The organism is Halobaculum rarum (genome assembly GCF_040025155.1).
Taxonomy (GTDB): Archaea; Halobacteriota; Halobacteria; order Halobacteriales; family Haloferacaceae; genus Halobaculum; species Halobaculum rarum.
The window spans coordinates 1,048,769-1,073,135 of sequence record NZ_CP157275.1 but is presented as its reverse complement, the minus strand read 5'-3'; the positions used below and the strand labels follow the sequence as shown (position 1 = coordinate 1,073,135).

Sequence of the window (24,367 nt, the reverse complement as noted above, 5' to 3'; positions counted from 1 at the left end):
TGGCTCGCGACTGTGACCGTATGTCCGAACGCACGGTGTACTCGATGGACGAACGGATGGACAGAGCGACCGCCGCGGCGCTCCTGCGGGGGATCGCCGCCGACCTCGCCGCCGGCGACGACCTCCGGCTCGGCGAGGGCGACGAGGCCACGAGCGTCCCGCTCCCCGACTCCCTCGGCGTCGAGGTGGAACTCGAGGTCGATGGAGACGAGGACGAGACGGAACTGGAGATCGAGTTCGAGTGGCCGGGAAGCGACGTGACGGACGGCGAGACGACCGCCACGAACGAGCGCGACGAGGCCGCCCCCGTGGAGGCATCCGAGTCGACCGACGACGGTGGGGCGCCCGGGGTCGCCGCGACGGACCCGACCGACCTCCCGTCGGAGGCGGTTCCGGCGCCGGAGGCCCCGGCGCCCGTCTCGCTCGCGCGCTTCGAACTGTACCGCGACCGGGCCGACGAGTGGCGCTGGCGGCTCGTCCACCGCAACGGCAACATCGTCGCCACGAGCGGCGAGGGGTACAGCTCCGACCGCGCCGCCCGCCGCGGGATGCAAAGCGTGATGCGCAACGCCCCCGGCGCGGCGGTCCTTCGCGACGAGTAGCTTCCGACTACATTCCGCCGTCGTCGGCGTCGCGTGTCGTTATGACGATCCCGCTGAACAGCATCAGCACCGCGAGCGCGACCATGCCGAGGTCCCAGCCCATCCCGGCGGTCGCGGTCGAGCCCATGCCGCCCATGGTCCCCGTTCCGCCGCTCGTGCCGCCGGTCATCCCCATGCCGGTCATCCCGGCTCCCCCGAGCGCCTGAAGCAGCAGCATCACGAGCGAGTAGGCGATCATCAGGGGGCCGCTCGCGCTCCCGAGCCGCTCGACCGCCGGCGTCAGCAGGACCACGCCGTGCACCACGACGACGACGCCGAGCGCGAGCATCACCCAGCCCGCGAGCCCGAGTCCGGTCGTCCCCGCCATTCCGCCGGATCCCGTCATCCCGCCCGATCCCATCGCTCCACCGGCCCCCGTCATCGTCCCGCCGACGGTCGCGGACACCAGCGAGTACACGCCGGATGTGATCGCGATCGCCGCGCCGTACAGCCGCGTCGTCGACCCGTTCATGTCCTCGGGTTCGGGTGCCACCCGCTTGGATACACCGGCCGCGACCACGTTGATACCGAGTCAGTCGTCGGTCGTGGGATCGCTCTCGCCGTCGTCGCCGTCGCGGTCGGATCTCGTTTCGCCGTCGCGGTCGGATGCTCCTGACGCGTCGAGACCGGGTTCCGGACCCTCGTCGCGCTCGACCACGCCCTCGGTCCACGTTCCGCGGAGGAACCACAGCGCCCCCACGATCAGCGACCCGACCGCGCCGAACGTCCACGCCCACCAGAGCCCGTCCGGGCCGAGGCCGAGCCCCGACACCGGGCCGATCCCCGGGACGACGACGGTGAACGAGTACGCCAGCACGACGGCCGCGGGAATGCGCAGCCCCCACCGCGACAAAAGCGACAGCCCCATCGCGGTGCGGGTGTCGCCGGCGCCGCGGAACGCTCCCTGTAGCACCATCAGCCCGCCGAAGGCGGCCCACGCGGGTGCGGTGATCCGGAGGAAGGAGACGCCCTCCTCGATGACGGCGGCGTCGTTGACGAACACACGGATCGCGAGGGCGGGGACGAACCAGACGACGGCGCCCGCGAGCGCGAGGACGACCATCGTGCCGCCGGTGCCGGTCCACGCCACCCGGCTCGCGCGGTCGGGCGTGTCGGCGCCGAGGTTCTGTCCGACGCCCGTCGCCGTCGCCTGTCCGACCGCGCCGGCGACGGTCCAGGAGACGGACATCAGGCGGACGCCGACACCGTAGGCGGCCGTGGCGGCCGGGCCGAATCTGGCGACGAGCGCGGCCATCGCCACCGCAGCAAAGGAGCGGGCCCAGCCGTCCAGCGTGCCCGGATACCCGATATCGACGAGTTTGCGCAGCACCGCGGGCTTGGGCCGGAGGTCGCCGAGGTGGAGTTGGATCCCCCAGTCGCCCCTCACGAGGACGTAGATCCCGGCCGCGGCGGCGAGCGCGCGGGAGATGAACGTCGCCACCGCGGCTCCCCGCGTCCCCATCGCGGGGATCGGTCCGAACCCGAGGATGAACACGGGGTCGATGACGATGTTGACGCCGGCGGAGGCGGCCACGAGCCACATCGCGGTCCTGGTGTCGCCGGCGCCCTGTAGCGACGCGCGAAAGGCGAAAAAGAGGAACGTGAGCGGGAGGGTGAGGAAGATCACCTCGATGTACGCCAGCGCCTCGGTGAACACGACGCCCTCGGCGCCGATCCAGTTCAGGAGCGGGCGGCGCGCGAGCAGCCCGACGGCGGCCAGTACGACCGAGACACCGACCGCCAACAGCGTCGTCTGGCCGACGACCTCGTCGGCCCGGCGGTCCTCGCCGGCGCCGACGTGCTGGGAGACGAGCGCGATGGTCGCGGCGGTGAGCCCCATCGCGGTGGAAACGAACATCCACGAGAGCGGGAACATGAGCGACACCGCCGCGACGGCCTCGGGACTGACCCGGCCGACCCAGAACAGGTCCGCGAGGTTGTAGAGGGTCTGGAGGAGATTTCCGAGCACGAGCGGCCAGGCGAGGCTGAACAACCGGGGGGCCACCGCGCCCTCGGTCATGTCGACGCGCGCGTCGGTGTTCGGCATGAAAGGGGTCTCTACCGTCCGGGCGTGGCGTCGCGGCCTAAGGATTGTGGAGGCGGTCGTCGCGGCCGGGAGCCGGCGCCCGTCGACCCCTCCGGCCGGAACCCGGCGTTACGACTTCCGGACGCTGTCGCGCCCGACCTGATACAGGGTGAGCGCGCCGAACAGGACCGCGATCGCCTCGAACGCGCGCTCGACGCCCGGCTGCTCCGAGTACCCGTCGTGGATCTCCTCCTCGTAGACGACGACGAACCCGCCGTCGTCGCGATAGATCCGCCCGGGATCGTGTCCCCGGATCGGGTCGTTGCGGCGAGCCTCGCCCGTGTCGAGCGCCTCACGGACGACAGGGGGCGCACCCTCGGGATCGCTCGCCACGTCGCCGAGGGCCACTTCGGGGTCGACCCGGTCGACTCCGAGCACGAACGACCCGTTCGCCGCGTCGTGGGAGACGGTCCGCTCGTAGACGGGGCCGGCGGTCCCGAAGACGACGTAGTCCGGGCCGAAGACCTGCGGGTCACCGCCGTAACTCCCCATTCCGGGATAGTCGACGCTGACGTTCCCGTCGCGGAGGCGCGACTCGAGATAGCAGCCGCGGTCGCGATCGATGGCAGCGAGCGTCGAGAAACAGGCGATCCGATCGGTCGGTCCCCGCCAGTAGTCTCGTTCCGACATCGAGACCTCGCCGCCGTCGACATCGATCTCGGCGGTGCGGTAGGCGTAGTCCGTGCCGGTGAGGTCCAACGGCGGCCCCCACAGGGGCGCGGTCACGAGGAGGAGGGCGAGCGCGAGACGGGCGCGCGAACGGGTGTCCATAGCGCTGGCCAGTTCCGGAACCGACATGAAAGGGGCGATCCCCCGACCGGGTCACTCGGCGCCGTCGCCGCCGTCCGGCGTACCCGTCCCGGCTCCGGTCCCCGCGTCGGCGTCGGTCGCGTCCGCGTTGGCCCGCGCGACCCGTTCGCGACGACTGGACACGAGGCGACCGCGCAGGCGCGCCGCCGCGATAACGGCGACGTAGACGGCGATCGCGGTGAGCACGATCGTCCCGCCGGCGGCGACGTCGTACCAGTACGACAGCGTGACGCCCGCGACCGTGGCGAGCAGGCCGGCGGCGACGCTCGCGGCGATCGACCGCCTGAAGCCGGTCACCGGGGCCGCGGCGGCGACGGGGATCACGAGCATCGCGGCGACGAGGATGACGCCCATGATCTGCATCGCGCCGACGACGACGACCGCGGTGAGCACCGCCAGCAGGCGGTTGTACCGCGTCACGTCGATGCCGGCGGCGCGGGCGCCGACCTCGTCGAAGGTGACGTACACCAGCGGGCGGTAGGCGGCGCCGACCGCGAGGCCGACGAGGGTCGTCATCGCCAGCAGGATCCCGGCGTTCGCGCGCGAGACGGTCGCCAGCGACCCGAACAGGTACGCGTTGATCCCGACGGCGATGCCGCCGTCGGCGGCGGTGATCAGCACGCTCCCGACCGCGAACGAGCCGGTGAGCACGATCGCCAGCGACGTGTCGCGGTAGGCGCCGGCGTAGTCGACGAGCGTCTGCACGACCAGCGCGGCGAGGGCGGCGACGACCAGCGCGGTCGCAAGCGGCGGCACCGCGACCGCGAAGACCGCGTTGACGAACAGGCCGGCGGCGACGCCCGCGAAGGCGGCGTGCGCCAGCGTGTCGCCGATCATCGCCATCTCGCGGTGGACGAGGAAGCTCCCGACGAGCGGGCCGACGATCGCGACGCACACCGCCGCGAGGTACGCCCGCTGCATGAACGGCAGCGAGAGCAGGTCAACGCCGGCCGCGCCCGCGAGACCGTCGAGGAGGCCGCCCCACAGGTCGTCCAACAGGACCGCAAGCACGCGGTCGACGACACTTCCTTCGACGGTCGTGAGCGGTATGGTCGTCGCCGTCATCAGTGGTTGTGGGCCACGACGTGCTGTGCGTTCCCGTACGCCGCCGCGAGGGCGTCCGTCTCGACGAACGTCTCGGGGTCGCCGTGAAAGAACAGCTCCCGGTTGAGACAGGCGATCTCGGAGGCGTGGGTCGTGACGACCCCGATGTCGTGCTCGATGAGCACGACCGTCATCCCCTCGTCGTTCAGTTCGTGCAGGAGGTCGTAGAACGCCTCCCGCGACTCGGCGTCGACGCCGACGGTCGGCTCGTCGAGCGCGAGGAGGTCCGCCTCGGCGGCGAGCGCCCGCGCGATGAACGCCCGCTGGCGTTGGCCGCCCGACAGGCGGCCGATCCGCCGGTCGGCGATGTCGGCGATCCCGACGCGCTCCAGCGCGGCCGCGACCGCCCGGCGGTCCTCCCCGCGGAACCGACGGAAGAGCCTGTGCGGGTACCGCCCCATTCGGACGACCTCCTCGACGGTGACGGGCATCCCGCCGGCGGCCTCACCGACGTCCTGCGGGACGTAGCCGACGCGCTCGCCGTCGGCGAACTCGTGGGGGGGTTCGCCGAACAGCGAGACGGTTCCGCTGTCCGGACGGCGCAGGCCGATCAGCAGTTCGAGGAGGGTCGTCTTGCCCGACCCGTTCGGGCCCACGAGGCCGAGGAACTCGCCGGCCTCGACCGCGAGCGTCACGTCCTCGATCACCGGTCGGTCGCCGTAGGCGAACGTCGCCTCGCGCACGTCGACGGCCGCCGTCATCGCCGCAGCGCCCGCTCCAGCGTCGGGACGTTCACCTCCCGCATCACGTCGAGGTAGCCCCGGTCGTTCTCGGCCCACTCGTCGGTCAGGCCGGGCATCGCCGTCAGCGGGAGCACCGCCTCGGCGTCCGTCTCGGCGACGAGCTGGTCGGCCGCCCGCTGCGACTCGATCGGGTCCGCACAGACGTGCCGGAGGTCGTGCTCGGCGATGACTTCCTGCGCGCGCTCGATATCGCGCGTCGTCGGGCGGTCGTCCGGCGCCAGCCCTGTCAGCGTCTCGACGTGGAGGCCGTACCGCTCGCCCAGATATCGGAAGGAGTTGTGGCCCGCGACGAGGAGCACGTCGCGGTCGGCCTCGGCGATCGTCGAGTCGAGACGCTCGTGGAGCGCGTCGAGTTCCGCCCGGAACGTCGCGGCGTTCGCCTCGTGGGCGTCGGCCCCGTCGGGGTCGACCGACGAGAGCGCCTCACGGACGGTCCCGACCGCGGTGCGGACGCGCAGCGGATCCATCCAGAAGTGGGGATCCGTTCCGGCCCCGTGGTCGTGGTCGTCGTCGCCCCCGTTCTCCTCGTGGTGGTCGTCGGTCTCGGTCTCGTGTTCGCCGTGGTGGTCGTCCTCGGCGTGCCCGCCCTCCTCGCCGGGCACCAGCAGGTCCACGTCGGCGCTAGCGTCGACGGTCCGGACGCCGGCGTCGTCGGCCGCGAGGTCGCCGGCGATGTCGTCGACCCACGGCTGAAACCCGTCCATCCCGTGGACGAGGAGGTCGGCCGCTCGGATCGACTCGCGGATACGCGGTCCGGGCTCCCAGCCGTGACCGTGCTGTCCGACCGGGACCAACAGATCCGTTGTCGTCGCGTCGCCGGCGACCGCGCTCGCGAGGTCGCCGAAGACGAAGAACGTCGCCTGTGCCGCCGCGTCGCCCGCTCCCGCGTCGTCGCCGGTGGTCGCACCGCCGTCCGCGCGCGAACCCAGACAGCCGGCTACTGCGCCCGCGCCGACCGCACCCACGGATCCGAGGACGGCTCGTCGCGTGTGTTCCATCTCTGATTGTTAAATCGAACGCCCATAATATTAACTTTGGCATTGAGGGCGTGCCTGAATTAGTAAAACGCCGCCCGATTCGGGATTCCGGCACGCCGCGCCGGCGGGCAAAGGGCGAAGGCTCCGGTCACACAGTAGCGGGTATGTCCGGCACAGATGCGCCCGCAAGCGCCGCCGACCCGGCGATCGCGGAGCGCCTCGACGACTACCGCGAGTCGCTGTTCGACCTCCTGCGCCTCCCGACGGTGAGCGCCACGGGCGAGGGGATGGACGCCGGCGCCGACGCCGTCCGGGACCTGCTCGCCGATCACGGGCTCGACGCCCGGCGGATCGAGACGGACCGCTACCCCCTCGTCTACGGCGAGCGCGTCGCCGACGACCCCGACGCGCCGACGGTCGTGTTCTACGGGCACTACGACGTGCAGCCGGCCGAGCACCCCGAGCAGTGGGAGTCGCCGCCGTTCGAGCCGACGGTGCGCGACGGGAGCGTCTACTGCCGGGGCGCCGGCGACAACAAGGGCCAGTTCGTCGTCCACGCGTTCGCGCTGGACGCGCTCTCGGCCGCCGACGCGATGCCGGAGGTGACGGTCAAGCTGCTCGTCGAGGGCGGCGAGGAGAGCGGGAGTCTCGGGCTGAAGGCGTACTTGGACGGAGCGGACGGGATCGAGGACCCCGGAATCGACTCTGACGCCCCCGCCGCTGCCATTCGCGACGCGGACCTCATCTACGTCGCGGACGGTCCGCAACACCGCTCGGGCCGGCCGACGCTCATCTACGGCAACCGCGGCATCATCACGTTCCAGTTGGACCTCGAAACCGCGAACGCGGACCTCCACTCGGGCAACTTCGGCGGTCCGGTTCCGAACGCGGCAACGGAACTGGCGGAGGTGGTCGCGTCGCTGACCGAGTATGGCGAGGGGACGGACCCCGAACGCGGCTATCCCAGCGGCGGCGACCGCGTCGCGGTCGACGGCTTCCACGACGGCATCGAGGTGACCGACGCCGACCGCGAACTGGTCGACCGGCTCCCGGACGACGCCGACGAGGTGCGCGAGGAGTTGGACCTCACCCACTTCGCGACCGAGCGCGACTACTACGAGCGCCTGCTGCTGGAGCCGACGGTCACCGTGAACGGCCTCGATGCGGGCTATCAGGGAGCGGGCAGCAAGACCATCGTTCCGCGGACCGCGACCGCGAAGCTCGACTCCCGGCTCGTCCCCGGACAGGATCCCGATACCGTCTTCGAGCGTATCGAGGAGCACGTCGCCGGCGTCCACCCGGACGTGGAGGTCACCGAGGGTACCGGCTTCCCGCCGATGAAGACGCCCGTCGGGTCGCCGGCCACGCCGCCCGTGCTCGACGCGCTGTCGGCCGTGTGGGGAGAGGACCCGGTGGAGCTGCCGGTGTTGGGCGGGTCGCTCCCGGCGGCCTTCTTCCGTCGCGTCGACGCGCTGGCGGACGTGCCGGTGCTCGTGGTGCCGTACGCGAACCCCGACCAGGGGAACCACTCGCCGAACGAGCATCTCGACCTGAACTGCTTCGAGAACGGGATCCGGACGACCGCCGCGTTCCTGGAGCGGGTCGCGGACGCGGATCTGTAGTCGGCGCCGGCCCGCCTCGCTCGCCGCCTGCCGAACGCTTTAGCCGCGAGGCGCACGCCGTGAGCGTATGCCCGACACAGTCGCCGCCGGCTACGGCGTCGCCCGCTTCCTCGCGATCGAACACGTCGACTCGCCCACGCTCACCCCGGAGGGCCGCCTCCTCGTTCTCGCGGACACGTCCGGCACGCCCCAGGTGTGGACCGCCGACGACCCCGGCGCGTGGCCGTCGCGGCTCACGCCGCACGAGGAGCGCGTCTCCGCGCTCGCGGCCTCGCCCGCCGACGAGTCGTTCGTGTACGCGATGGACCGCGGGAGCGACGAGCGCGACCAACTCATCCACTACGACCTCGCCACGGGCGTCGAGCGCCCGCTCACTGACGACCCCGAGTCGAAGCACGCGTGGGGTGCGTGGGGGCCCGACGGCGACCGGGTCGCCTACACGGCCAACCGTGAGGACGACGGCCGGTTCGACGTGTTTGTGCAGGAGGTCGGGGGCCCGGAAGAGCAGGCGGGCAACCCCGAGCGGGTGTACGAGGGCCCCGGCGGCTGGCTCAACGTCGCCGCGTTCGGTCCCGAGGGCGACCGGCTCGTCCTCTCGAAGCCCCACTCCAGCTACGACGAGGACCTGTTCGTCCTCGACCTCGACACCGGGGAGACGCGGACGCTCTCCGACGGCGACGAGGCGACGTACTCGCACGTCCACTTCGACGGCGAGGGGGGCCTGCTCTGTGTGACGAACCGCGACAGCGACACCGCCTACGTCGGCCGCCTTTCGCTCGATTCAGGCGCCGTGACACCCGTCGCTGGCTACGACGAGGAGCCGGGGGAGCCCGGGACGGACGCCTGGGACGTGGACGCGCTCGCGTTCGACCGCGACACCGGCCGCCTCGCGTATGCGGTTAACGAGGGCGGCTACTCGTCGTTGCACGCGGGAACGCTCGCCGGCGACGTGGATCAACCGGAGTTCGATCCGGTCGAGACGCCCGCGGTCGACGGTATCGTCCAGGGGCTCACGTTCGGCCCCCACGCCGAGCGGCTCGCGTACACGTCTACGTCACCGACGACGCCGTACGGGGTTCGCGCCTGCGAGTTCGGCGACGGCGACGACTCGGTCACCGACTGGACCCCCGTCGGCCGCAACGGGCTCCCCGACGCGGCGTTCCACGCGCCGGAGACGGTCCACTACGAGACGTTCGACGGGCGCGAGATCCCGGCCTACTGGACCCTCCCGCCGGGCGTGGACGCCGCCGACCCCGACGAGTCCGTGCCCGCGATCGTCGACATCCACGGCGGCCCCGAGCACCAGCGCCGGCCCTGGTTCTACCCGACGAAGCAGTACTTCCTGAACCGCGGCTACGCGGTGCTGGAGCCGAACGTCCGCGGCTCCTCGGGGTACGGGACGGCGTACTCACACCTCGACGACGTGGAGAAGCGGATGGACTCGGTGGCGGACGTCGCCGCCGGCGTCGAGTGGCTCCACGGACGGCCCGCGGTCGACGACGACCGCATCGTCGCGTACGGGCGCTCCTACGGCGGCTTCATGGTACTGGCGGCGATCACCGAGTACCCCGACCTGTGGGCGGCCGCTGTCGATTTCGTCGGCATCGCCGACTTCACGACCTTCCTCGAGAACACCGGCGAGTGGCGCCGCAGCCACCGCGAGGCCGAGTACGGTAGCCTCGCGGACGACTACGAGTTCCTGAAGTCGATCTCGCCGCTGTCGCACATCGACGACGTTCGGTGCCCGCTGTTCGTCCAGCACGGCGCCAACGACCCCCGAGTGCCCGTCGGCGAGGCCGAGCAGGTGGCCGAGGCGGTCCGCGAGCGGGGCGTCCCCGTCGAGACGCTGATCTTCGACGACGAGGGACACCACACGACGAGCCGCGAGAACCTGATCGAGGAGTTCGAGACGATCGCCGAGTTCCTCGACGCACACGTCTGATCGGCTGTCGCCCCTCGCTATCCCGTCGGCGTTCTCCTCCCGCCCGGCGTGTGCCGTGCTGTGCAATCGCCATACGTGTTTATGAGCTCACATTTAAAACAGTGGTCTATCATGAACAGCGCGGCGGTGCGGTCGCTGGCGGTTGTGCTCCTGGTCATCGTGACGGCGAGCGCGCCCGTCGCGGCCGCGGAATCGCAGTTCGGTGGAACCGTCGTCGTCGTCGAGGGCGAGACGATCAGCGACGACCTCGACGCGTTCGGCGGCACCGTGATCGTCCGCGGGACCGTCGACGGCGACGTGAACGCCGTTGCCGGGACGGTCGTGATCGCCGAGTCGGGCGTCGTCACCGGCGATCTCACCGGGAGCGCCGGCGCGGTGACCGTGGAGGGTACGGTCGAGGGAGCGATCGAACTCGCGACCGGATCGTTCACGCTTCGCGAGTCGGGCGAGGTCGGCGGTGACCTCGACGTGGCCGCCGGGGAGGTTCTGCTCGACGGCGTCGTCGGCGGCACCGCCACGGTCGCCGCGGAGACGCTCCGCGTGGGCTCGTCGGCGTCGATCGAGGGCGACCTCCGGCACGACGTCCAGTCGTTCGTCAACGACGGCCAGGTCGCCGGAGAGGTGCGCGCGGTCGACCTCGGAAACACGGAGTTCACCGGCCTGCAGTTCACGGTTCCCACGTGGCTCACTGCCCTGTACGCCGTGCTCGCGCACCTCGCGTTGGGTGCGGTCCTGCTGCTCGCCGTGCCGCGGTTCGTGGGCGATGTCGAGGCGGCGGGCATCGAACGGGCCGTTCACAGCGGCGGCGTCGGCATCGCGGCGCTCGTGCTCGTGCCCGTCCTGCTGGTCCTGTTTGCGATCACTATCGTCGGCATCCCCCTCGCGCTCTTGGGAGCGGCCGGCTACGGGCTGTTCGTCTGGATCGGATTGGTGCTCGGCGCGTACGTCCTCGGGACGGCGGCGCTGCGGGTGCTCGACCGCGATGCGGGATCCGCCGCACGGTGGGTCGCGCTCGTGGTCGGCGTGCTCCTCGTCGGCCTCTCGCAGTTCGTCCCGGGCGGCGGCCTGTTCCGACTCGCGCTCACGGTCGTCGGCGCGGGCGCGGTGGTCCTCGCGCTCAACGCCCGTCGAACCGGGCGCCGCGAGGAGGGGCCGTCCGAGCCGGAGGGGGCCGGCACCGGCGACGCAACGGCCTGACCGCCGACCGTCCTTACCACCCGTTCCCGATGTCCTCCGCCAACGCCTCCAGGATCCGCTCGGTCGTGTTCGCGACCACCTGCTCCATGAACTCGGGATCCGAGTTCGTCGGGTCGCCCATCCCGCCCAACTCGGTTACGTCCGAGAAGTACGTCCACGAGCGCGTCTCCGGGAGGTCGTCGGCCTCCTGTGGCTCCTTCCGGTCCGACTTCACGAGGTCGTCGCGGACGAGTTCGACGAAACTCGTCTCGTGGTCGCCGGCGTGGCCCCATCCCTCGCCGAAGTGATCCTCCAACTCGTCGCGCCCGAAGTCCGTCCAGTGGACGAAGTGGGCGCCGATGTCGTGGTCGCGGTTCAGGCGGTCGGCGGCGAGCGCGAGCGCCTGCTTGTTGCCGCCGTGGCAGTTGAGAAAGAGGACGCGCTCGGCGCCGTGTTCCGCCAGCGACGCGCCCACGTCGATCAGGGCCTGCTTGTACGTGTCCTGCGAGAGCGTGATCGTCCCGGGGAACGGCATGTGATGCTCGCTGTAGCCGTACGGGAGCGTCGGCGCGCGCAGCAGGTCGAGGTCGTGGTCGGGCGCCGCCTCGACGAGTTCCGCCGAGAGGTGCTCGGCACGGAGGCTGTCGGTGGAGAGCGGGAGGTGGACGGAGTGCTGTTCGGTGCTCCCGGTGGGGACGACGACGGCGTCGGCGCTCAGGAAGGCGTCGCCGGCGTCCTCCCACGTCATCGTCGCGAGGTCGTGTTCGGTCTCGGGCATACCGTCCCGCCGGGCGGCCCGGATGTTACTCCTTCGGGAACCGGCACGCGAGGACCGTGACGGCGTGCGAGGCCCTGGCGGTGCCCGAGGCCCTGCGGCTTGAAGTCGCGCCGGCGCGATCCGTGAGCATGAACGACGAGGCACGCGCAGCGGCGGCCGACCTGATCCGGCGGACGATGCGGCGCGACCGGCTCCCCGGCGTCAGCGTCGCCGTCGTCGACCGCGACGGCGTCCGCTACGCCGAGGGCTTCGGCGCCCGCGATCTGGCGGGGAACCGGCCGGCGACGCCCGAGACGCTGTACGGCGTCGGATCGGTCACCAAGTCCGTGACGGCGCTGGCGCTCGCGCAACTGTCGGAGGCGGGGATGCTCGACTTCGACGACCCGGTGTCGGACCACCTCGACGTGGATCTGGGAAGCGACCCCGACGACCCGATCCGACTGCGGCACCTCCTGTCGCACGCCTCCGGGATCCCGTCGCTGGCGACGAGCGAGGCGCTCATCGGCCGCCGGCTCCGCCGCGACACGGACACGCTCCCGCTGTCGACGGCGGCGGACTTCCGCGCGCACGTCGAGGGAGCCGTCGGCGGCGATGGCGTCGACGACCGCACCGGCGGCGCTGACGGCGTCGGTGGCTCCGGCCCCGGAACAGTCGGCGGCGCGGCCGGCGGGCCGGCGACCGCGGGCAACGAGCAGATCGGCGCCCCCGGCGAGCGGTTCGCCTACAGCAACGAGGGGTACGTCCTCCTCGGCGACGTGATCGAGGCGTGTACCGGTCGACCGTACGATCGCTACGTCGCCGAGCACGTCCTCGACCCGTTGGGACTGGACCGCGCCACCTTCGACGACGCGACGTTCGCGATGGACGACGACCACGCCACCATGTACCTGCGCGAGGACCGGGGAGTCGGGCCGCACCCCGCCCGCGACCGGGACGGCGCCGGGGGACGGGACGACCTCGTGGCGGCGTCGGTTCCAGTCCGCGAACTGTCGCGGCCGGCGGGCGGGCTGTTCGCCTCGGTCTCGGAGCTCGCGCGGTACGCCCGCCTGCTGTTGAACGACGGGAGCCTCGACGGCCGCGAGGTCGTCTCCTCCGAATCGGTCGCGACGCTCACCGAGGGGCGCGTCGACACGCCCGGCGGGCCGTACGGCTTCGGGTGGCGAACCCGCGAATCGTGCGGCCGGGAACTGGTCGGTCACTCCGGCTCTATCGCCGTCTCCACGGCGTACGTCGGCTTCAGTCCGGAGGCCGGGCTGGGGATCGCGGTGGCCGCGAACGCCACGCCGGGGTACCCGCTGGTCCGGCTCGGCGAGGGCGTGTTCGCGTGTGCGCTCGGGGAGGTGCCGTCGGAGGCGGTGCCGTTCTTCGCGCGTCGTCGGCGCTTCGACCGCCTGACCGGCGAGTACGCCTCGTATCGGGGGGTGAAACGCGCGGTCGTCGCCCGCGACGGCGGCGGCCTGCGGCTCGAGTTGGCGGGCCCGCTCGGCACCGAGTCGCTGCCGTTGACAGCCGACGACGGCGACGACCCCTACGCGTTCTTCACGCCTAACGAGGCGGGCGAGCGGGTGCCCGTCGAGTTCCGCGTCGACGACGGCAACGGAGGCAACGAGGGGACGAGGGGTCAGTTCGGCGTCGATCTCCTGTACGACCGCTGGCATCTCCACAAGGTCGCCGACGCCCCTGACGTGCCGAAGTAGCCGCCCGTTGTACCCCCGTTCCCACCGCGTGGGCGGTGTCGACCCTCGCACGGCGCCGCCGACCGCCGGCCGGACCGTGTGACAGCGACCCGCGAAAGGGTTACAAAGGGATTCGGCATACTCTCCGGCAACTGATGGAACTGATCGTCACCGAGAAGGACAACGCCGCGCGGCGCCTCTCGGAGATCCTCTCGAACGAGGACTTCGACACCGAGCGGCGCGCCGGCGTCAACGTCTACCGCTGGGGCGGCACCCGCTGTATCGGGCTGTCGGGCCACGTCGTCGCGGTGGACTTCCCCCCGGAGTACGACGACTGGCGGGACGTGGAGCCCGTCGAACTCATCGACGCACCCGTCCGCAAGCGGCCGACGAAGGAGGGGATCGTCCGCGCGGTGCGCCTGCTGTCGCGGGAGGCCGACCGGGTCGTCATCGCGACGGACTACGACCGCGAGGGCGAACTGATCGGCAAGGAGGCGTACGAGCTGATCCGCGAGGTCAACGAGGACGTGCCCGTCGACCGCGTGCGCTTCTCCTCTATCACCGAGCGCGAGGTGACCGAGGCGTTCGAGGACCGCGACGAGATCGACTTCGATCTGGCCGCGGCCGGCGAGGCCCGCCAGATCATCGACCTCATCTGGGGGGCGTCGCTGACGCGGTTCCTCTCGCTGTCGGCCCGGCAACTGGGCGAGGACTTCATCTCGGTGGGCCGGGTGCAGGGGCCGACGCTGAAGCTCATCGTCGACCGCGAGCGCGAGATCGAGGCGTTCGACCCCGAGGACTACTGGGAGCTGTTCGCGGACCTGCTGAAGCGAGAGGGCGAGGAGTCGGACGCCGAGGACGACGCGTTCGACGCGCAGTACTTCTACGAGGACGACGACGGTACCGAGGCCGAGCGCGTCTGGGACGAAGCGACCGCAGACGCCGTCTACGACCGCCTACGCGAGGCGGGGACGGCGACGGTCTCCTCCGTGCGTCGCCGCCGGCGGACCGACGAGCCGCCCGCGCCGTTCAACACGACGCAGTTCATTCGCGCGGCCTCCTCGATCGGCTACTCGGCCCAGCGCTCGATGAGCATCGCCGAGGATCTGTACACGGCCGGGTTCATCACCTACCCGCGCACGGACAACACCGTCTACCCCGAGGACCTCGACGAGCGCGAGTTGCTGGCGGATCTTTCGATGGGCCGGCAGTTCGGCGACGACGCCGAGTCGGTGCTGGAACTGGACGACATCGAGCCGACCGAGGGCGACGAGGAGACCACCGACCACCCGCCGATCCACCCGACGGGCGAGCTGCCGGCGGCCTCGGAGCTGTCCGACGACGAGTGGGAGGTGTACGAGCTGGTCGTGCGCCGGTTCCTCGCGACGTGCGCGCCCGACGCCGAGTGGGAGCACCTCCGCGTCGTCACCGAGATCGAGGAGGGCGACGACGCCGTCGGCGTCGACGACGGCCCCCTGCGGCTGAAGTCCAACGGCAAGCGGCTCACCGAGGAGGGCTACCACGCGGTGTACCCGTACTTCTCGACCAACGAGAGCTACGTTCCCGACGTGTCGGAGGGCGAGGCGCTGGCGGTCGTGGACACCGCGCTGGAGGCCAAGCAGACCCAGCCGCCCCGCCGCTACGGCCAGTCACGGCTCATCGAGACGATGGAGGACATGGGCATCGGGACGAAGGCGACGCGCCACGACGTGATCCAGAAGCTGTACGACCGCGGCTACATCGAGAGCGACCCGCCGCGCCCGACCGGGCTCGCGAAGGCGGTCGTCGAGGCCTCCGAGGAGTTCGCCGACCGGATCGTGAGCGACGAGATGACCGCCCAACTCGAGGCGGACATGCAGGCGATCTCCTCGGGGGAAAAGGAGTTCGAGGAGGTCGCCGACGAGTCACGGGAGATGCTCTCACGGGTGTTCGAGGAACTCGTCGAGTCGCGCGAGGAGGTCGGCGACCACCTCCAGAAGTCGCTGAAGGCGGACAAACAGCTCGGACCGTGCCCCGAGTGCGGCGACACCCTGCTCGTTAGGAAATCTCGTGCCGGCTCGTATTTCGTGGGCTGTGACGGCTACCCGGACTGCGAGTACACCCTTCCGCTGCCGTCGACGGGGAAGCCGCTCATCCTCGACGAGGTGTGTGACGACCACGGCCTGAACCACGTGAAGATGCTCGCCGGGCGCAAGACGTTCGTCCACGGCTGTCCGCAGTGTCAGGCCGACGAGGCCGACGAGGAGGAGGATGAGGTGATCGGTGTGTGTCCGGAATGCGGCGAGGAGCACGACGGCGACCTCGCGATCAAGCGCCTCCGCTCCGGCTCGCGGCTCGTCGGCTGCACCCGATACCCCGACTGCGACTACTCGCTGCCGCTGCCGCGCAGAGGGGAGATCGAGGTGACCGACGAGCGCTGCGAGGAGCACGACCTCCCGCATCTGGTGGTCCACTCGGGCGACGAGCCGTGGGAGTTGGGCTGTCCGATCTGCAACTACCGAGAGTACCAGTCCCGCCAGGCGGACTCGGAGCTGGAGGCGATCGACGGGATCGGCGAGAAGACCGCCGAGAAGCTGAAGGACGCCGGCGTCGACGACGTGTCCTCGCTCAAGGAGATGGAGCCGGACGCGCTCGCCGAGAAGGTCGATGGCGTCGGGGCGGATAGGGTACGCGACTGGCAGGCGAAGGCGAACTAACATCCGCCTTTAGTGGTTCGAGAGGGCGAAGCTCTCTCGCGGATGGGCCGAGAGGAGTGCCATCCACAGCTTCACCGCCGCGGAACAGTCAGTACATTTATCAGTAGCTGAACGAGTGTTCAGTCGTGGCCCTTCAGACAGCCCTCCGCCGGACGCCGTCGGCGCTGGCGTCCAACCCCGTCCTGTTCGTGCCCGTTCTCGTGTTGACTCTGCTGCAGGTACCCCAGTTGCTCCTGCAATCGAGTGCGCCGATCCTCGCGAGTCTCGTCTCGCTCGCGCTGTCGGCGCTGTATCTCGTGTTCGTTCCGTTCGTTCAGGCGGGATTCATCGGCATGGCCGACGAGGCGTTCGACGGCCCCACGTCGCTCGCGACGTTCGTCGCCGCCGGAAAGGAGCACTTCGTCTCCGTGTTCGTGGTGTACCTGATCGTCCTCGCGGTGAACATCGCGCTCGGCGTGATCGCGTTCATCGCGGGCATCGTCGGCGTCGTGAGCCTCTACCCCGGCGGCGCGGCCGGCACCGGAGGGCCGAACACCGCGCTGCTGGCGGTCGTCGCGCTGGTCGTGCTCGCGGCGGTGCTCGCGTACCTCGTCGTCGCGTTCCTGATCCAGTTCTACGGGCAGGCGATCGTGATCGACGACTACGGCGCGATCGACTCGGTCACACACAGCGTCGGCGTCGTCCGCCGCAACGTGGTGAGCGTGCTCGGGTACACCGTCCTCGTCGGCGTGCTCGCGGGCGCGTTCGGGCTGGTCGTCGGCCTCGGGTCCGTGCTCACGTCGCCGTCGATGCAGGCCGCGGTCGATCCGTCCGCGGTCGGGCTGCCGTCGCTGGGGACGGTCGCGACCTCCGCGGTGCTGGTCGTGCTCGGGACGCTGTTCGGCGGCTTCTTCGGGACGCTCTCGGTGGCGTACTACCGCGAACTGACGGCGGAAACGCGAACGACAGCCGTCACTCGGTGATGCCGCTGAGCCCCGACAGCGGGGTCGCGCCGGCGACGATGGCGCCGGTCGCGAGGATCGCGGCCGACAGCACGATGAAGTCGCCGCTGGGCGAGTAGCCCGCGAGGCTGGCGCCGACCTGCACGATGAACACCGTGATGAAGAAGCTCAGGATGGCGAACACCAGCAGGACGAGCGACGCGATCACACTACTGACTAACGCACCGAAGGAGTCTAAGAATCCCATGTCGTCTGCGACGAGACGCGGACGACGGTTACAACTTGGGTATTCCCACGTCGGTGAACGAGTCGGGGTGTCCGTGGACGTGCACGATCGCGGTGCGGATGTCCGTGTGAGATCCGAGTCCTCACGGAACTACACGTATCCGCGCCCTTTTTAGCACTCTGTACACCATCCCCACCAACATGAGCACCCCCTGGGCGGAGTGGGATCACATCCTGAAGATCGACCCGGACAAGGAACTGTACGGCGACGAGACGTTCGCGGACGCCTGCGAGACCGGCACGGACGCCATCGAGATCGGCGGCACGCTGGACGTGACCTCCGAGAAGGCCACCCGCGTCATCGAGGCGTGCAAGGAACACAACGTCCCGCTGTATCAGGAGCCGTCGAACCCGGCGGTCGTCGTTGACGACGAGGCGCTCGACGGCTACCTCATCCCGACCGTGTTCAACGCCGACGACCCGTTCTGGATCACCGGCGCCCACAAGGAGTGGGTGCGCATCGCCGACGACCTCGACTGGGACCGTACCCACACCGAGGCGTACATCGTGCTCAACCCCGACGCGTCCGCCGCGGAGCTCACCGGCGCCGACTGCGACCTCACCCCCGACGAGGTCGGCGCGTACGCCCGCGTCGCCGAGAAGATGTTCGGACAGGACATCGTCTACATCGAGTACTCGGGCATGCTCGGCGACCGCGAGACGGTGCAGGCCGCCCACGACGCGCTCGAGGACTCCACCCTCTTCTACGGCGGCGGCATCCACGACTACGACGACGCCCACGAGATGGGGAAGGTGGCCGACGCCGTCGTCGTCGGCGACCTGCTCCACGACGAGGGCGCCGACGCCGTCCGCGAGACCGTCGAGGGCGTCAAGGACGCGCACGCCGAGGTCGCCGACGCCTGAACGGACCGACCGGACCCGCGCGACCGCGGCCGTCGCTCCGCGCGATCACCCTCCTCCGCCATCTCACTCCTCCCGTCGTCTCGCCCCGCGAGCGACCGCGTTCCCGTCCGGGGCAGCGGCTCACCCGTCGACGCGGGGGAACCGGAGCGTGACGACGCTGCCGCCGCCCGCACGGTCCTCGACGGTCGTGACCCCGCCGACGGCGTCGACGATCCAGTGGACCACCCACAGCCCCATTCCCGAACTCGATTCCAGGGCGTCCTCGCCGCCCTCCTCCAACACGGCCCGCTCGCGCTCGGGGAACCCCGGTCCGTCGTCGGCGACGACGACCTCGACCACCGAATCGGCTGCCATACCGCCCGCTAGTCGCGGGCGCGGGCCGTCGACGGCGTCGGCGGGGCGCATACGGACAGTCACATCGACGGTCGGCGCCTCGTGGCCGGCGTGCTCGACGGCGTTCTCGACGACGTTGTGGAGCGCCGACTCCAGGAGGTCGTGACCCGGAACGAGCGCCTGCGCGTCGTCGACTTCCGCGTGGACCGACACCGACGCCGCCGGGAAGTCGCGGGCGATGGTACCGACGACGCGCTCGGCGACCAGCATGAGGTCGGTGGTCCCCTCGACGGCGTCGTCCCCCAGTACCGCGTTCTCCGCGAGGCGGGCGTGGTCGCTCAGCCGTTCGATCCGCTCGGCGCGCGCCTCGATGCCGTCGAGGTACTCGGCGATGTCGGCGTCGCCCTCGCGGCGCGCGCGGTCGAGGTATCCCGCGATCACCGTGAGGTCGTTGCGAACGTCGTGGCGAAGCACTCGGTTGAGCACCGTGAGCACCTCGACGAGCCGCTCGTAGCGGGCGGTCGCCTCCTCGGCCTCGGCGGTCCGTATCCGGACGCGCACGTCGCCGATACCGACGGCGGCGCCGAACACGACGCCCCCGCAGGCCCAGCCGCCGGCGGCCGCCGGCGAGAACGAGCCGAGCGCCCCGACGGCGGCGCTGTACGCCTGCATCACCACCGCGCCCACGACCAACGGGATAACCCCGACGACGAGCCAGCCCGCGAGGCGGGAGTGGTGGCGTATCGGCGGCCGCGTTCGCTCGACCCACACGAGCACCACTCCGTAGGCTGCCACGGCACACAGCGGCCCCACGAGCCCCAACACGATCGATCCCGGACTCCGCCCGGCCGAAGTGAACGCCAGCGCGACGGTCCCGACGGCGAGCGCGCCGGTGAACGCCCCGCTGGCGGCCAACGCTCGGGAGAACCACGCCGGTCCGCCGGTGTCGTCGTCGTCGCCGTCGGTCGCCCCCTCCGTTGCGGTCGCTCCGACGCTGTCGGCGGTCGCGCCGCCCTCGGTCGCGTCGCTGTCGCCGCGGCTACGCTCCCCCCTGAGGCCGCCCGCGTCTGTCACTGCGCGTCGATTCGAGTCCGCAATGATAAGCGTACCTTCCTCACTATCATCGCGCGCAATCGGGGGTCGCTTCCCTGTCGGCCGGCTCCCCCGTGATACACCTTCACGAGGGATGAGCGCGGGGATCGACCGAGTTTAAAGCCTCGCGCCGGAACCGATCCGTATGCACGGTCGAACCTACACGGCTGACGCGACCCCCGGCGAGGCGGTCACCGTCGCCGGCTGGGTCCACGAGACCCGCGACCTCGGCGGTATCGCGTTCCTGATCCTCCGCGACAAGTCGGGGAAGATCCAGGTCAAACTCGAGAAGGACGAGATGGACGAGGCGATGGTCGAGACCGGCCTCGACGCCCACCGCGAGTCCGTCCTCAAGGTCGAGGGCGATGTGAAAGAAGAGCCCCGCGCGCCCACCGGCGTCGAGGTCGTCCCGACCGACATCGAGGTCGTCGCGCCGGCCGACCCCGAGCTTCCGCTGGACCCCTCGGGGAAGGTCGACGCCGAGCTTCCGACCCGGCTGGACAACCGCACGCTCGACCTCCGCAAGGCCGAGGTGCAGGCGGTCTTCGAGATCCGCGCGGAGCTGCTGCGCGCCGTCCGCGACGCCTTCCGGAGCCACGACGCCACCGAGATCAACACGCCGAAGATCGTCGCCACGGGAACCGAGGGCGGCACGGAGCTGTTCCCCATCTCCTACTTCGGCGAGGAGGCGTTCATGAACCAGAGCCCGCAGCTGTTCAAGCAGCTGCTGGCCGGTTCCAACCTCGAGCGCGTCTTCGAGATCGGCCCGATCTTCCGCGCCGAGGAGCACAACACGCCGCGGCACCTCAACGAGGCCACCTCCATCGACTTCGAGGGCGCCTTCTGCGACCACACCGAGGCGATGGACGTCGCCGAGGCGGTGACGAAGGCGGGCTACGAGGCCGTGCAGGAGCACTGCGCCGAGGAACTCGAGGAACTCGGCCTCGCCGAGGAGTTCGAGGTCCCCTCCGGCGACTTCCCGCGCGTGAGCTATCAGGAGGCGCTCGACCGCGTCAACGCGACGGGCGAACTCGACGAGCACCTCGGCTGGGGCGACGACCTCTCGACGGAGGCCGAGCACGTGCTCGGAGGGGAGGTCGGCGAACACTACTTCATCACCGACTGGCCCTCGGAGGTCAAGCCGTTCTACATCAAGGACCACGACGACGACCCAGAGAAGTCGACCGGCTTCGACATGATGCACCCGCGCATGGAACTCGTCTCGGGCGGCCAGCGCGAGCACCGCCACGACGAGCTCATCGCCGGCTTCGAGCAGCAGGGGCTCGACCCCGAGGAGTTCGAGTACTACACGAAGATGTTCCGCTACGGCATGCCGCCCCACGCCGGCTGGGGGATGGGCGCCGAGCGCCTCCTCATGACGATGCTCGGCCTCGACAACATCCGCGAGGCCGTGCTCTTCCCGCGCGACCGTCAGCGCCTCTCGCCCTGAGCGGTCGTCACCGCCCGCCTCGGTCGCCGCGTCGACTCACCTGACGCGCTCGTTCTCGCCGTCGGCGCCGCGTCGCCACCGCGCCACCTCCGCGCCGCAGTCCTCGCAGACGGTGATCAACTGCGCCTCGTCGTCGGGAGCGCGCTCGATGCTCACCGGCCGCTCCCGGCCGCATTCCCGACAGTCGTCGCGCTTCAACTGCTCGCCGTACGCCAGCGGCGCGCCAAGCGCCAGCGCCGTCACCCGGTCCTCGCCGAAGTTCCACCCGCGCTGGAACTGGCCCGGCGGTATCCGGATCGCCTCCATCGGCCCGACCTCGACTTCCCGGCGTTCGGCGGGGTCACCCGCGTCCGCGAACTCGCCGTCCGCCGGCTCGGGGCCGACGACCCACGTCGCCGTCCCGGAGAGCACGACGAACACCTCCTCTTGCACCTCGTGGTTGTGGTACGCGAACGCGAACGAGTCGCCGGGCGCGAGTTCGTAGTAGTTGATCGCCAGGTCCGCACAGTCGAGCGGGTCGGTGAGGTGGCGCATCACCGCCGCCGGCTGCAGCGAGTTGTCGAGGTCGTCGACGACGACGTGATCCATACGTTGACGAGCCGCATGGACGGGCAAAAGCGCGCGGGTCCCGGCCGTCATCGCGTCGGCGGGGCCGGGAGGGACCCCACCGCGTCGCCGACATCGACGCGACCGGCCGGAACCGAAACCCATACTCGCCCCCCGGCGTTCGGGCGCGTATGGACGAGGCGACCGCGTTCGCACCGGGCCACATTACCGCCTTCTTCGCGCCGTACCCCGACCCCGATCCGGTTCGCGCCGGCTCGCGCGGCGCCGGTCTCGCGCTCTCGGACGGCGTCGAGGTGACCGTCGCCCCAGTCGCCGCCGTGGACTCGGGGCGACCGGACGACCCCGGCCTCGCGTCGCTCGAACTCGACGGGGTGGCCGCTGAAATGGAGCCGGTGAGCCGGGTGCTCGCCGAGTTGAACGTCGCCGCGGAGGTCGAGGTGTCGAGTGAGGTACCCGTCGGCGCCGGATTTGGCGTCTCCGGGGCGGCCGCGCTCGCGACCGCGCTGGCGGCGAACGCCGCCTTCGATCTGGACCGCTCGGAGAACGACCTCGTGCGCGTCGCTCACGCGGCCGAGGCCGCCGCGGGTACCGGCCTCGGCGACGTGGTCGGGCAGTTCCGCGGCGGCCTTCCGGTCCGGCTGGAGCCGGGCGCGCCCGGCTACGGCCGTATGGACGGCGTGCCGGCCCGCCCCCGGATCGAGTACGTCTCATTCGGCGAACTCTCCACCGAGCGGGTGCTCGGCGGCGACCTCGACCCGGTCCGCGAGGCGGGCGAGACGGCCCTGACGCGGCTGATGCGCGGGCCCGGTGCGTTGGAACTGTTCGCGGCCGGCAGGGAGTTCGCCGGCGATGCCGGCCTCCTCGTGCCGGACGTCGCCGAGGCGGTCGAGGCAGTGGAAGCGGAAGGCGGTCTCGCGTCGATGGCGATGCTCGGGCGGACGGTGTACGCGCTCGGCACTGGACTCTCGGATGCCGGCTACGACGCCGAGGCGTGTACGGTCCACCCGACGGGCGCGACGCTCCGTATCGAGGAGTAGCCCGAGTCGAGTAAACGCGCTTTTCGTCCCCCGACGACGAGTCGGAGGTATGACCGACGACGCCGGCGTCGACGCCGACGCCGAGACGGACGCGAACGACGAGCGCACCGCCGACCCCGAGGTCCCTGCGGATCCGGAGCACGAGTCGGAGATCCCGGAGGACCACCCCCGCTACCAGTCGCTGCTCACCCGCCACCGCATCGAGCACGGCGTCGACCTCGGGATCACCTCGAAACAGGGGCTCATCGCCGAGGGCCGCGGCGAGGCGTTCGACTATCTGCTGGGCGAGGAGACGCTCCCCTCGGCGGACACGGCCGCCCGCGCGGCCGCGGCACACCTCCTGCTGGCTGAGCATCCCGTCCTCTCGGTGAACGGCAACGTCGCGGCGCTGGTGCCCGGCGAGGTCGTCGCGCTCGCCGAGGCGACGGGCGCCGACATCGAGGTGAACCTCTTCAACCGCACCGACGAGCGCATGCAGGCGATCGCCGACCACCTCCGCGAACACGGCGCCGACGACGTGAAGGGACTCACGGCCGACGGCCGGATCCCCGGCCTGAGCCACGAGCGGGCGAAAGTCGACGCCGACGGCATCGGGGGCGCCGACGTGGTCGTCGTCCCGCTGGAGGACGGCGACCGCGCGGAGGCGCTGGGCGCGATGGGGAAGACCGAGATCGTGATCGACCTCAATCCGATGAGCCGGTCGGCACAGGTCGCCGCGGTTCCCATCGTCGACAACATCATCCGCGCGGTGCCGAACGTCACCCGCCACGCGGAGGAACTGGCCGACGCGAGCGACGAGGAACTCCGGGAGATCGTCGAGGCGTTCGACCCCGAGGCCGCGCTGGCGGACGCCGAGCGTGCGATCCGCGAGGGCGACCTCGACTGACCGGACCCGACCACGCTGACCGGACCAGACAACGACTGACCGGATTCTCCCCGGCTCGAACCGGAACCGATTTGGATCGATCGCGGAACCCACACGATCCCATGTCCGACATCCGCGGCGTCGCGCTCGGCGCGCTCCGTCACCCCGACACCGGCGCGTACCTCGTCCAGCGCCTCCCGGGGACGCGCGACGGCCTGCACTTCCACCGCTTCATCGGCGGTGGCATCGAGCCGGGCGAGCCCAGCGACGCGGCGCTGGAGCGGGAGTTCCGCGAGGAGTTGGGCGTCGACATCGAGGTCGGGCCGGCCGTCTGCACCGTCGAGAACCGCTTCGAGTACGACGGCGAGTCCCACCACGAGTTAGCCGTCGTCCGCAAGGCGACGTTCGTCGACGATTCGCTGTACGATCGGGACAGGTTCCGCGGCGTCGACGGCGACGACGGTAACAACGGCGGCGGGGACGACCGGTTCGAGTACGAGGCGTACTGGCGGACGCTTTCGGACCTCCGCGCGTCCGACGCGCCGTTCTTCCCCGCGGGCGTCGCGGACGCGGTGGAGTCCGAGGGGCACGCGCACCTCGTCAGCCCGCCCGAGGCGGACGCCGCGACCGTCGACGACTGACATCGATGGGTGGTGGACGATCCGGACCCGTGCATCGGAGA

The 24,367-nt window shown here is 70.9% G+C and carries 22 protein-coding genes; 12 read left to right on the top strand and 10 right to left on the bottom strand.

The window, feature by feature from the left end:
* Nucleotides 1–20: 20 nt before the first annotated feature.
* The gene (locus tag ABJD39_RS05690; RefSeq protein WP_348612950.1) at nucleotides 21–602 is read left to right on the top strand and encodes an HVO_2922 family protein; all 582 of its coding nucleotides are present in this window, start codon (nucleotides 21–23) and stop codon (nucleotides 600–602) included.
* Nucleotides 603–609: 7 nt separating this feature from the next.
* Here the strand turns inward: ABJD39_RS05690 and ABJD39_RS05685 are convergent, their stop codons facing one another.
* From ABJD39_RS05685 to ABJD39_RS05660, 6 genes are all read right to left on the bottom strand, one after another.
* Nucleotides 610–1,134: a hypothetical protein gene (locus ABJD39_RS05685; protein ID WP_348612949.1), complete on the bottom strand. Its 525-nt coding sequence runs from the start codon at nucleotides 1,132–1,134 to the stop codon at nucleotides 610–612.
* 39 nt (nucleotides 1,135–1,173) lie between these two features.
* Nucleotides 1,174–2,688 (bottom strand): MATE family efflux transporter, encoded by a 1,515-nt coding sequence (locus ABJD39_RS05680; RefSeq protein WP_348612948.1) that lies wholly within the window; start codon nucleotides 2,686–2,688, stop codon nucleotides 1,174–1,176.
* A gap of 108 nt (nucleotides 2,689–2,796) precedes the next feature.
* The gene (locus ABJD39_RS05675) at nucleotides 2,797–3,498 is read right to left on the bottom strand and encodes a hypothetical protein (protein WP_348612946.1); all 702 of its coding nucleotides are present in this window, start codon (nucleotides 3,496–3,498) and stop codon (nucleotides 2,797–2,799) included.
* A gap of 51 nt (nucleotides 3,499–3,549) precedes the next feature.
* Complete coding sequence (locus ABJD39_RS05670) at nucleotides 3,550–4,602, bottom strand: metal ABC transporter permease (protein WP_348612944.1); 1,053 nt, start codon at nucleotides 4,600–4,602, stop codon at nucleotides 3,550–3,552.
* Nucleotides 4,602–5,342, bottom strand: a complete 741-nt coding sequence (locus ABJD39_RS05665; RefSeq protein ID WP_348612942.1) for a metal ABC transporter ATP-binding protein — start codon at nucleotides 5,340–5,342, stop codon at nucleotides 4,602–4,604. Before ABJD39_RS05665 ends, ABJD39_RS05670 begins: the two co-directional genes overlap by 1 nt.
* On the bottom strand, nucleotides 5,339–6,382 hold the full coding sequence (locus ABJD39_RS05660) for a metal ABC transporter substrate-binding protein (RefSeq protein ID WP_348612940.1): 1,044 nt from the start codon (nucleotides 6,380–6,382) through the stop codon (nucleotides 5,339–5,341). The genes ABJD39_RS05665 and ABJD39_RS05660 overlap by 4 nt, the downstream gene beginning before the upstream one ends.
* A gap of 143 nt (nucleotides 6,383–6,525) precedes the next feature.
* Between ABJD39_RS05660 and ABJD39_RS05655 the strand changes: the two genes are divergently transcribed.
* The 3 genes from ABJD39_RS05655 to ABJD39_RS05645 all read left to right on the top strand — a co-directional run bounded on the left by ABJD39_RS05655 (nucleotide 6,526) and on the right by ABJD39_RS05645 (nucleotide 11,122).
* A complete protein-coding gene (locus ABJD39_RS05655) occupies nucleotides 6,526–7,983 on the top strand; it encodes a M20/M25/M40 family metallo-hydrolase (protein ID WP_348612938.1) in 1,458 nt (485 codons plus the stop codon).
* A 67-nt stretch (nucleotides 7,984–8,050) separates the two neighbouring features.
* The gene (locus ABJD39_RS05650; protein WP_348612936.1) at nucleotides 8,051–9,925 is read left to right on the top strand and encodes a S9 family peptidase; all 1,875 of its coding nucleotides are present in this window, start codon (nucleotides 8,051–8,053) and stop codon (nucleotides 9,923–9,925) included.
* A gap of 111 nt (nucleotides 9,926–10,036) precedes the next feature.
* A complete protein-coding gene (locus ABJD39_RS05645; RefSeq protein ID WP_348612934.1) occupies nucleotides 10,037–11,122 on the top strand; it encodes a bactofilin family protein in 1,086 nt (361 codons plus the stop codon).
* 13 nt (nucleotides 11,123–11,135) lie between these two features.
* Here ABJD39_RS05645 and ABJD39_RS05640 read toward each other — a convergent pair whose 3' ends face one another.
* Nucleotides 11,136–11,879: a creatininase family protein gene (locus tag ABJD39_RS05640; protein WP_348612932.1), complete on the bottom strand. Its 744-nt coding sequence runs from the start codon at nucleotides 11,877–11,879 to the stop codon at nucleotides 11,136–11,138.
* 128 nt (nucleotides 11,880–12,007) lie between these two features.
* On the opposite strand from ABJD39_RS05640, the gene ABJD39_RS05635 reads away from it, so the two are divergent.
* From ABJD39_RS05635 to ABJD39_RS05625, 3 genes are all read left to right on the top strand, one after another.
* Nucleotides 12,008–13,576 (top strand): serine hydrolase, encoded by a 1,569-nt coding sequence (locus tag ABJD39_RS05635; RefSeq protein ID WP_348612931.1) that lies wholly within the window; start codon nucleotides 12,008–12,010, stop codon nucleotides 13,574–13,576.
* 134 nt (nucleotides 13,577–13,710) lie between these two features.
* The gene (locus tag ABJD39_RS05630; RefSeq protein ID WP_348612929.1) at nucleotides 13,711–16,251 is read left to right on the top strand and encodes a DNA topoisomerase I; all 2,541 of its coding nucleotides are present in this window, start codon (nucleotides 13,711–13,713) and stop codon (nucleotides 16,249–16,251) included.
* Nucleotides 16,252–16,376: 125 nt separating this feature from the next.
* Nucleotides 16,377–17,213 carry a hypothetical protein gene (locus ABJD39_RS05625; RefSeq protein WP_348612927.1) on the top strand — a complete coding sequence of 279 codons (837 nt, stop codon included), beginning with the start codon at nucleotides 16,377–16,379 and terminating at the stop codon, nucleotides 17,211–17,213.
* Here ABJD39_RS05625 and ABJD39_RS05620 read toward each other — a convergent pair.
* Nucleotides 17,203–17,439, bottom strand: a complete 237-nt coding sequence (locus ABJD39_RS05620) for a hypothetical protein (protein ID WP_348612925.1) — start codon at nucleotides 17,437–17,439, stop codon at nucleotides 17,203–17,205. The two genes, ABJD39_RS05625 and ABJD39_RS05620, sit on opposite strands and share 11 nt — an antisense overlap.
* A 179-nt stretch (nucleotides 17,440–17,618) precedes the next feature.
* On the opposite strand from ABJD39_RS05620, the gene ABJD39_RS05615 reads away from it, so the two are divergent.
* Entirely contained in the window at nucleotides 17,619–18,341 is a 723-nt protein-coding gene (locus ABJD39_RS05615; protein WP_348612923.1) for a phosphoglycerol geranylgeranyltransferase, read from the top strand.
* Nucleotides 18,342–18,461: 120 nt separating this feature from the next.
* On the opposite strand, the gene ABJD39_RS05610 is transcribed toward ABJD39_RS05615, so the two are convergent.
* Nucleotides 18,462–19,748, bottom strand: coding sequence for a sensor histidine kinase (locus ABJD39_RS05610; protein ID WP_348612921.1), 1,287 nt, complete (start codon nucleotides 19,746–19,748; stop codon nucleotides 18,462–18,464).
* 163 nt (nucleotides 19,749–19,911) lie between these two features.
* Here ABJD39_RS05610 and aspS point away from each other — a divergent pair, with 163 nt between their 5' ends.
* A complete protein-coding gene (aspS, locus tag ABJD39_RS05605) occupies nucleotides 19,912–21,216 on the top strand; it encodes an aspartate--tRNA(Asn) ligase (protein WP_348612919.1) in 1,305 nt (434 codons plus the stop codon).
* A gap of 36 nt (nucleotides 21,217–21,252) precedes the next feature.
* Here the strand turns inward: aspS and ABJD39_RS05600 are convergent, their stop codons facing one another.
* Nucleotides 21,253–21,804: a cupin domain-containing protein gene (locus tag ABJD39_RS05600; RefSeq protein WP_348612917.1), complete on the bottom strand. Its 552-nt coding sequence runs from the start codon at nucleotides 21,802–21,804 to the stop codon at nucleotides 21,253–21,255.
* Between the two features lie 149 nt (nucleotides 21,805–21,953).
* Here ABJD39_RS05600 and ABJD39_RS05595 point away from each other — a divergent pair, with 149 nt between their 5' ends.
* The 3 genes from ABJD39_RS05595 (at nucleotide 21,954) to ABJD39_RS05585 (ending at nucleotide 24,326) form a co-directional block, all read left to right on the top strand.
* Entirely contained in the window at nucleotides 21,954–22,820 is an 867-nt protein-coding gene (locus ABJD39_RS05595; RefSeq protein WP_348612915.1) for a pantoate kinase, read from the top strand.
* Between the two features lie 49 nt (nucleotides 22,821–22,869).
* Nucleotides 22,870–23,706: a 4-phosphopantoate--beta-alanine ligase gene (locus ABJD39_RS05590; protein WP_348612913.1), complete on the top strand. Its 837-nt coding sequence runs from the start codon at nucleotides 22,870–22,872 to the stop codon at nucleotides 23,704–23,706.
* Between the two features lie 101 nt (nucleotides 23,707–23,807).
* Entirely contained in the window at nucleotides 23,808–24,326 is a 519-nt protein-coding gene (locus ABJD39_RS05585; protein WP_348612911.1) for an NUDIX domain-containing protein, read from the top strand.
* Nucleotides 24,327–24,367 lie beyond the last annotated feature (41 nt).

Excerpts from the sequence above, each read along its gene's own strand:
- ABJD39_RS05690 (WP_348612950.1), top strand. The coding sequence starts at position 21 with ATGTCCGAACGCACGGTGTACTCGATGGACGAACGGATGGACAGAGCG.
- ABJD39_RS05680 (WP_348612948.1), bottom strand. The coding sequence starts at position 2,688 with ATGCCGAACACCGACGCGCGCGTCGACATGACCGAGGGCGCGGTGGCC.
- ABJD39_RS05675 (WP_348612946.1), bottom strand. The coding sequence starts at position 3,498 with ATGGACACCCGTTCGCGCGCCCGTCTCGCGCTCGCCCTCCTCCTCGTG.
- ABJD39_RS05670 (WP_348612944.1), bottom strand. The coding sequence starts at position 4,602 with ATGACGGCGACGACCATACCGCTCACGACCGTCGAAGGAAGTGTCGTC.
- ABJD39_RS05665 (WP_348612942.1), bottom strand. The coding sequence starts at position 5,342 with ATGACGGCGGCCGTCGACGTGCGCGAGGCGACGTTCGCCTACGGCGAC.
- ABJD39_RS05660 (WP_348612940.1), bottom strand. The coding sequence starts at position 6,382 with ATGGAACACACGCGACGAGCCGTCCTCGGATCCGTGGGTGCGGTCGGC.
- ABJD39_RS05655 (WP_348612938.1), top strand. The coding sequence starts at position 6,526 with ATGTCCGGCACAGATGCGCCCGCAAGCGCCGCCGACCCGGCGATCGCG.
- ABJD39_RS05650 (WP_348612936.1), top strand. The coding sequence starts at position 8,051 with ATGCCCGACACAGTCGCCGCCGGCTACGGCGTCGCCCGCTTCCTCGCG.
- ABJD39_RS05645 (WP_348612934.1), top strand. The coding sequence starts at position 10,037 with ATGAACAGCGCGGCGGTGCGGTCGCTGGCGGTTGTGCTCCTGGTCATC.
- ABJD39_RS05640 (WP_348612932.1), bottom strand. The coding sequence starts at position 11,879 with ATGCCCGAGACCGAACACGACCTCGCGACGATGACGTGGGAGGACGCC.
- ABJD39_RS05635 (WP_348612931.1), top strand. The coding sequence starts at position 12,008 with ATGAACGACGAGGCACGCGCAGCGGCGGCCGACCTGATCCGGCGGACG.
- ABJD39_RS05630 (WP_348612929.1), top strand. The coding sequence starts at position 13,711 with ATGGAACTGATCGTCACCGAGAAGGACAACGCCGCGCGGCGCCTCTCG.
- ABJD39_RS05620 (WP_348612925.1), bottom strand. The coding sequence starts at position 17,439 with ATGGGATTCTTAGACTCCTTCGGTGCGTTAGTCAGTAGTGTGATCGCG.
- ABJD39_RS05615 (WP_348612923.1), top strand. The coding sequence starts at position 17,619 with ATGAGCACCCCCTGGGCGGAGTGGGATCACATCCTGAAGATCGACCCG.
- aspS (WP_348612919.1), top strand. The coding sequence starts at position 19,912 with ATGCACGGTCGAACCTACACGGCTGACGCGACCCCCGGCGAGGCGGTC.
- ABJD39_RS05600 (WP_348612917.1), bottom strand. The coding sequence starts at position 21,804 with ATGGATCACGTCGTCGTCGACGACCTCGACAACTCGCTGCAGCCGGCG.
- ABJD39_RS05595 (WP_348612915.1), top strand. The coding sequence starts at position 21,954 with ATGGACGAGGCGACCGCGTTCGCACCGGGCCACATTACCGCCTTCTTC.
- ABJD39_RS05590 (WP_348612913.1), top strand. The coding sequence starts at position 22,870 with ATGACCGACGACGCCGGCGTCGACGCCGACGCCGAGACGGACGCGAAC.
- ABJD39_RS05585 (WP_348612911.1), top strand. The coding sequence starts at position 23,808 with ATGTCCGACATCCGCGGCGTCGCGCTCGGCGCGCTCCGTCACCCCGAC.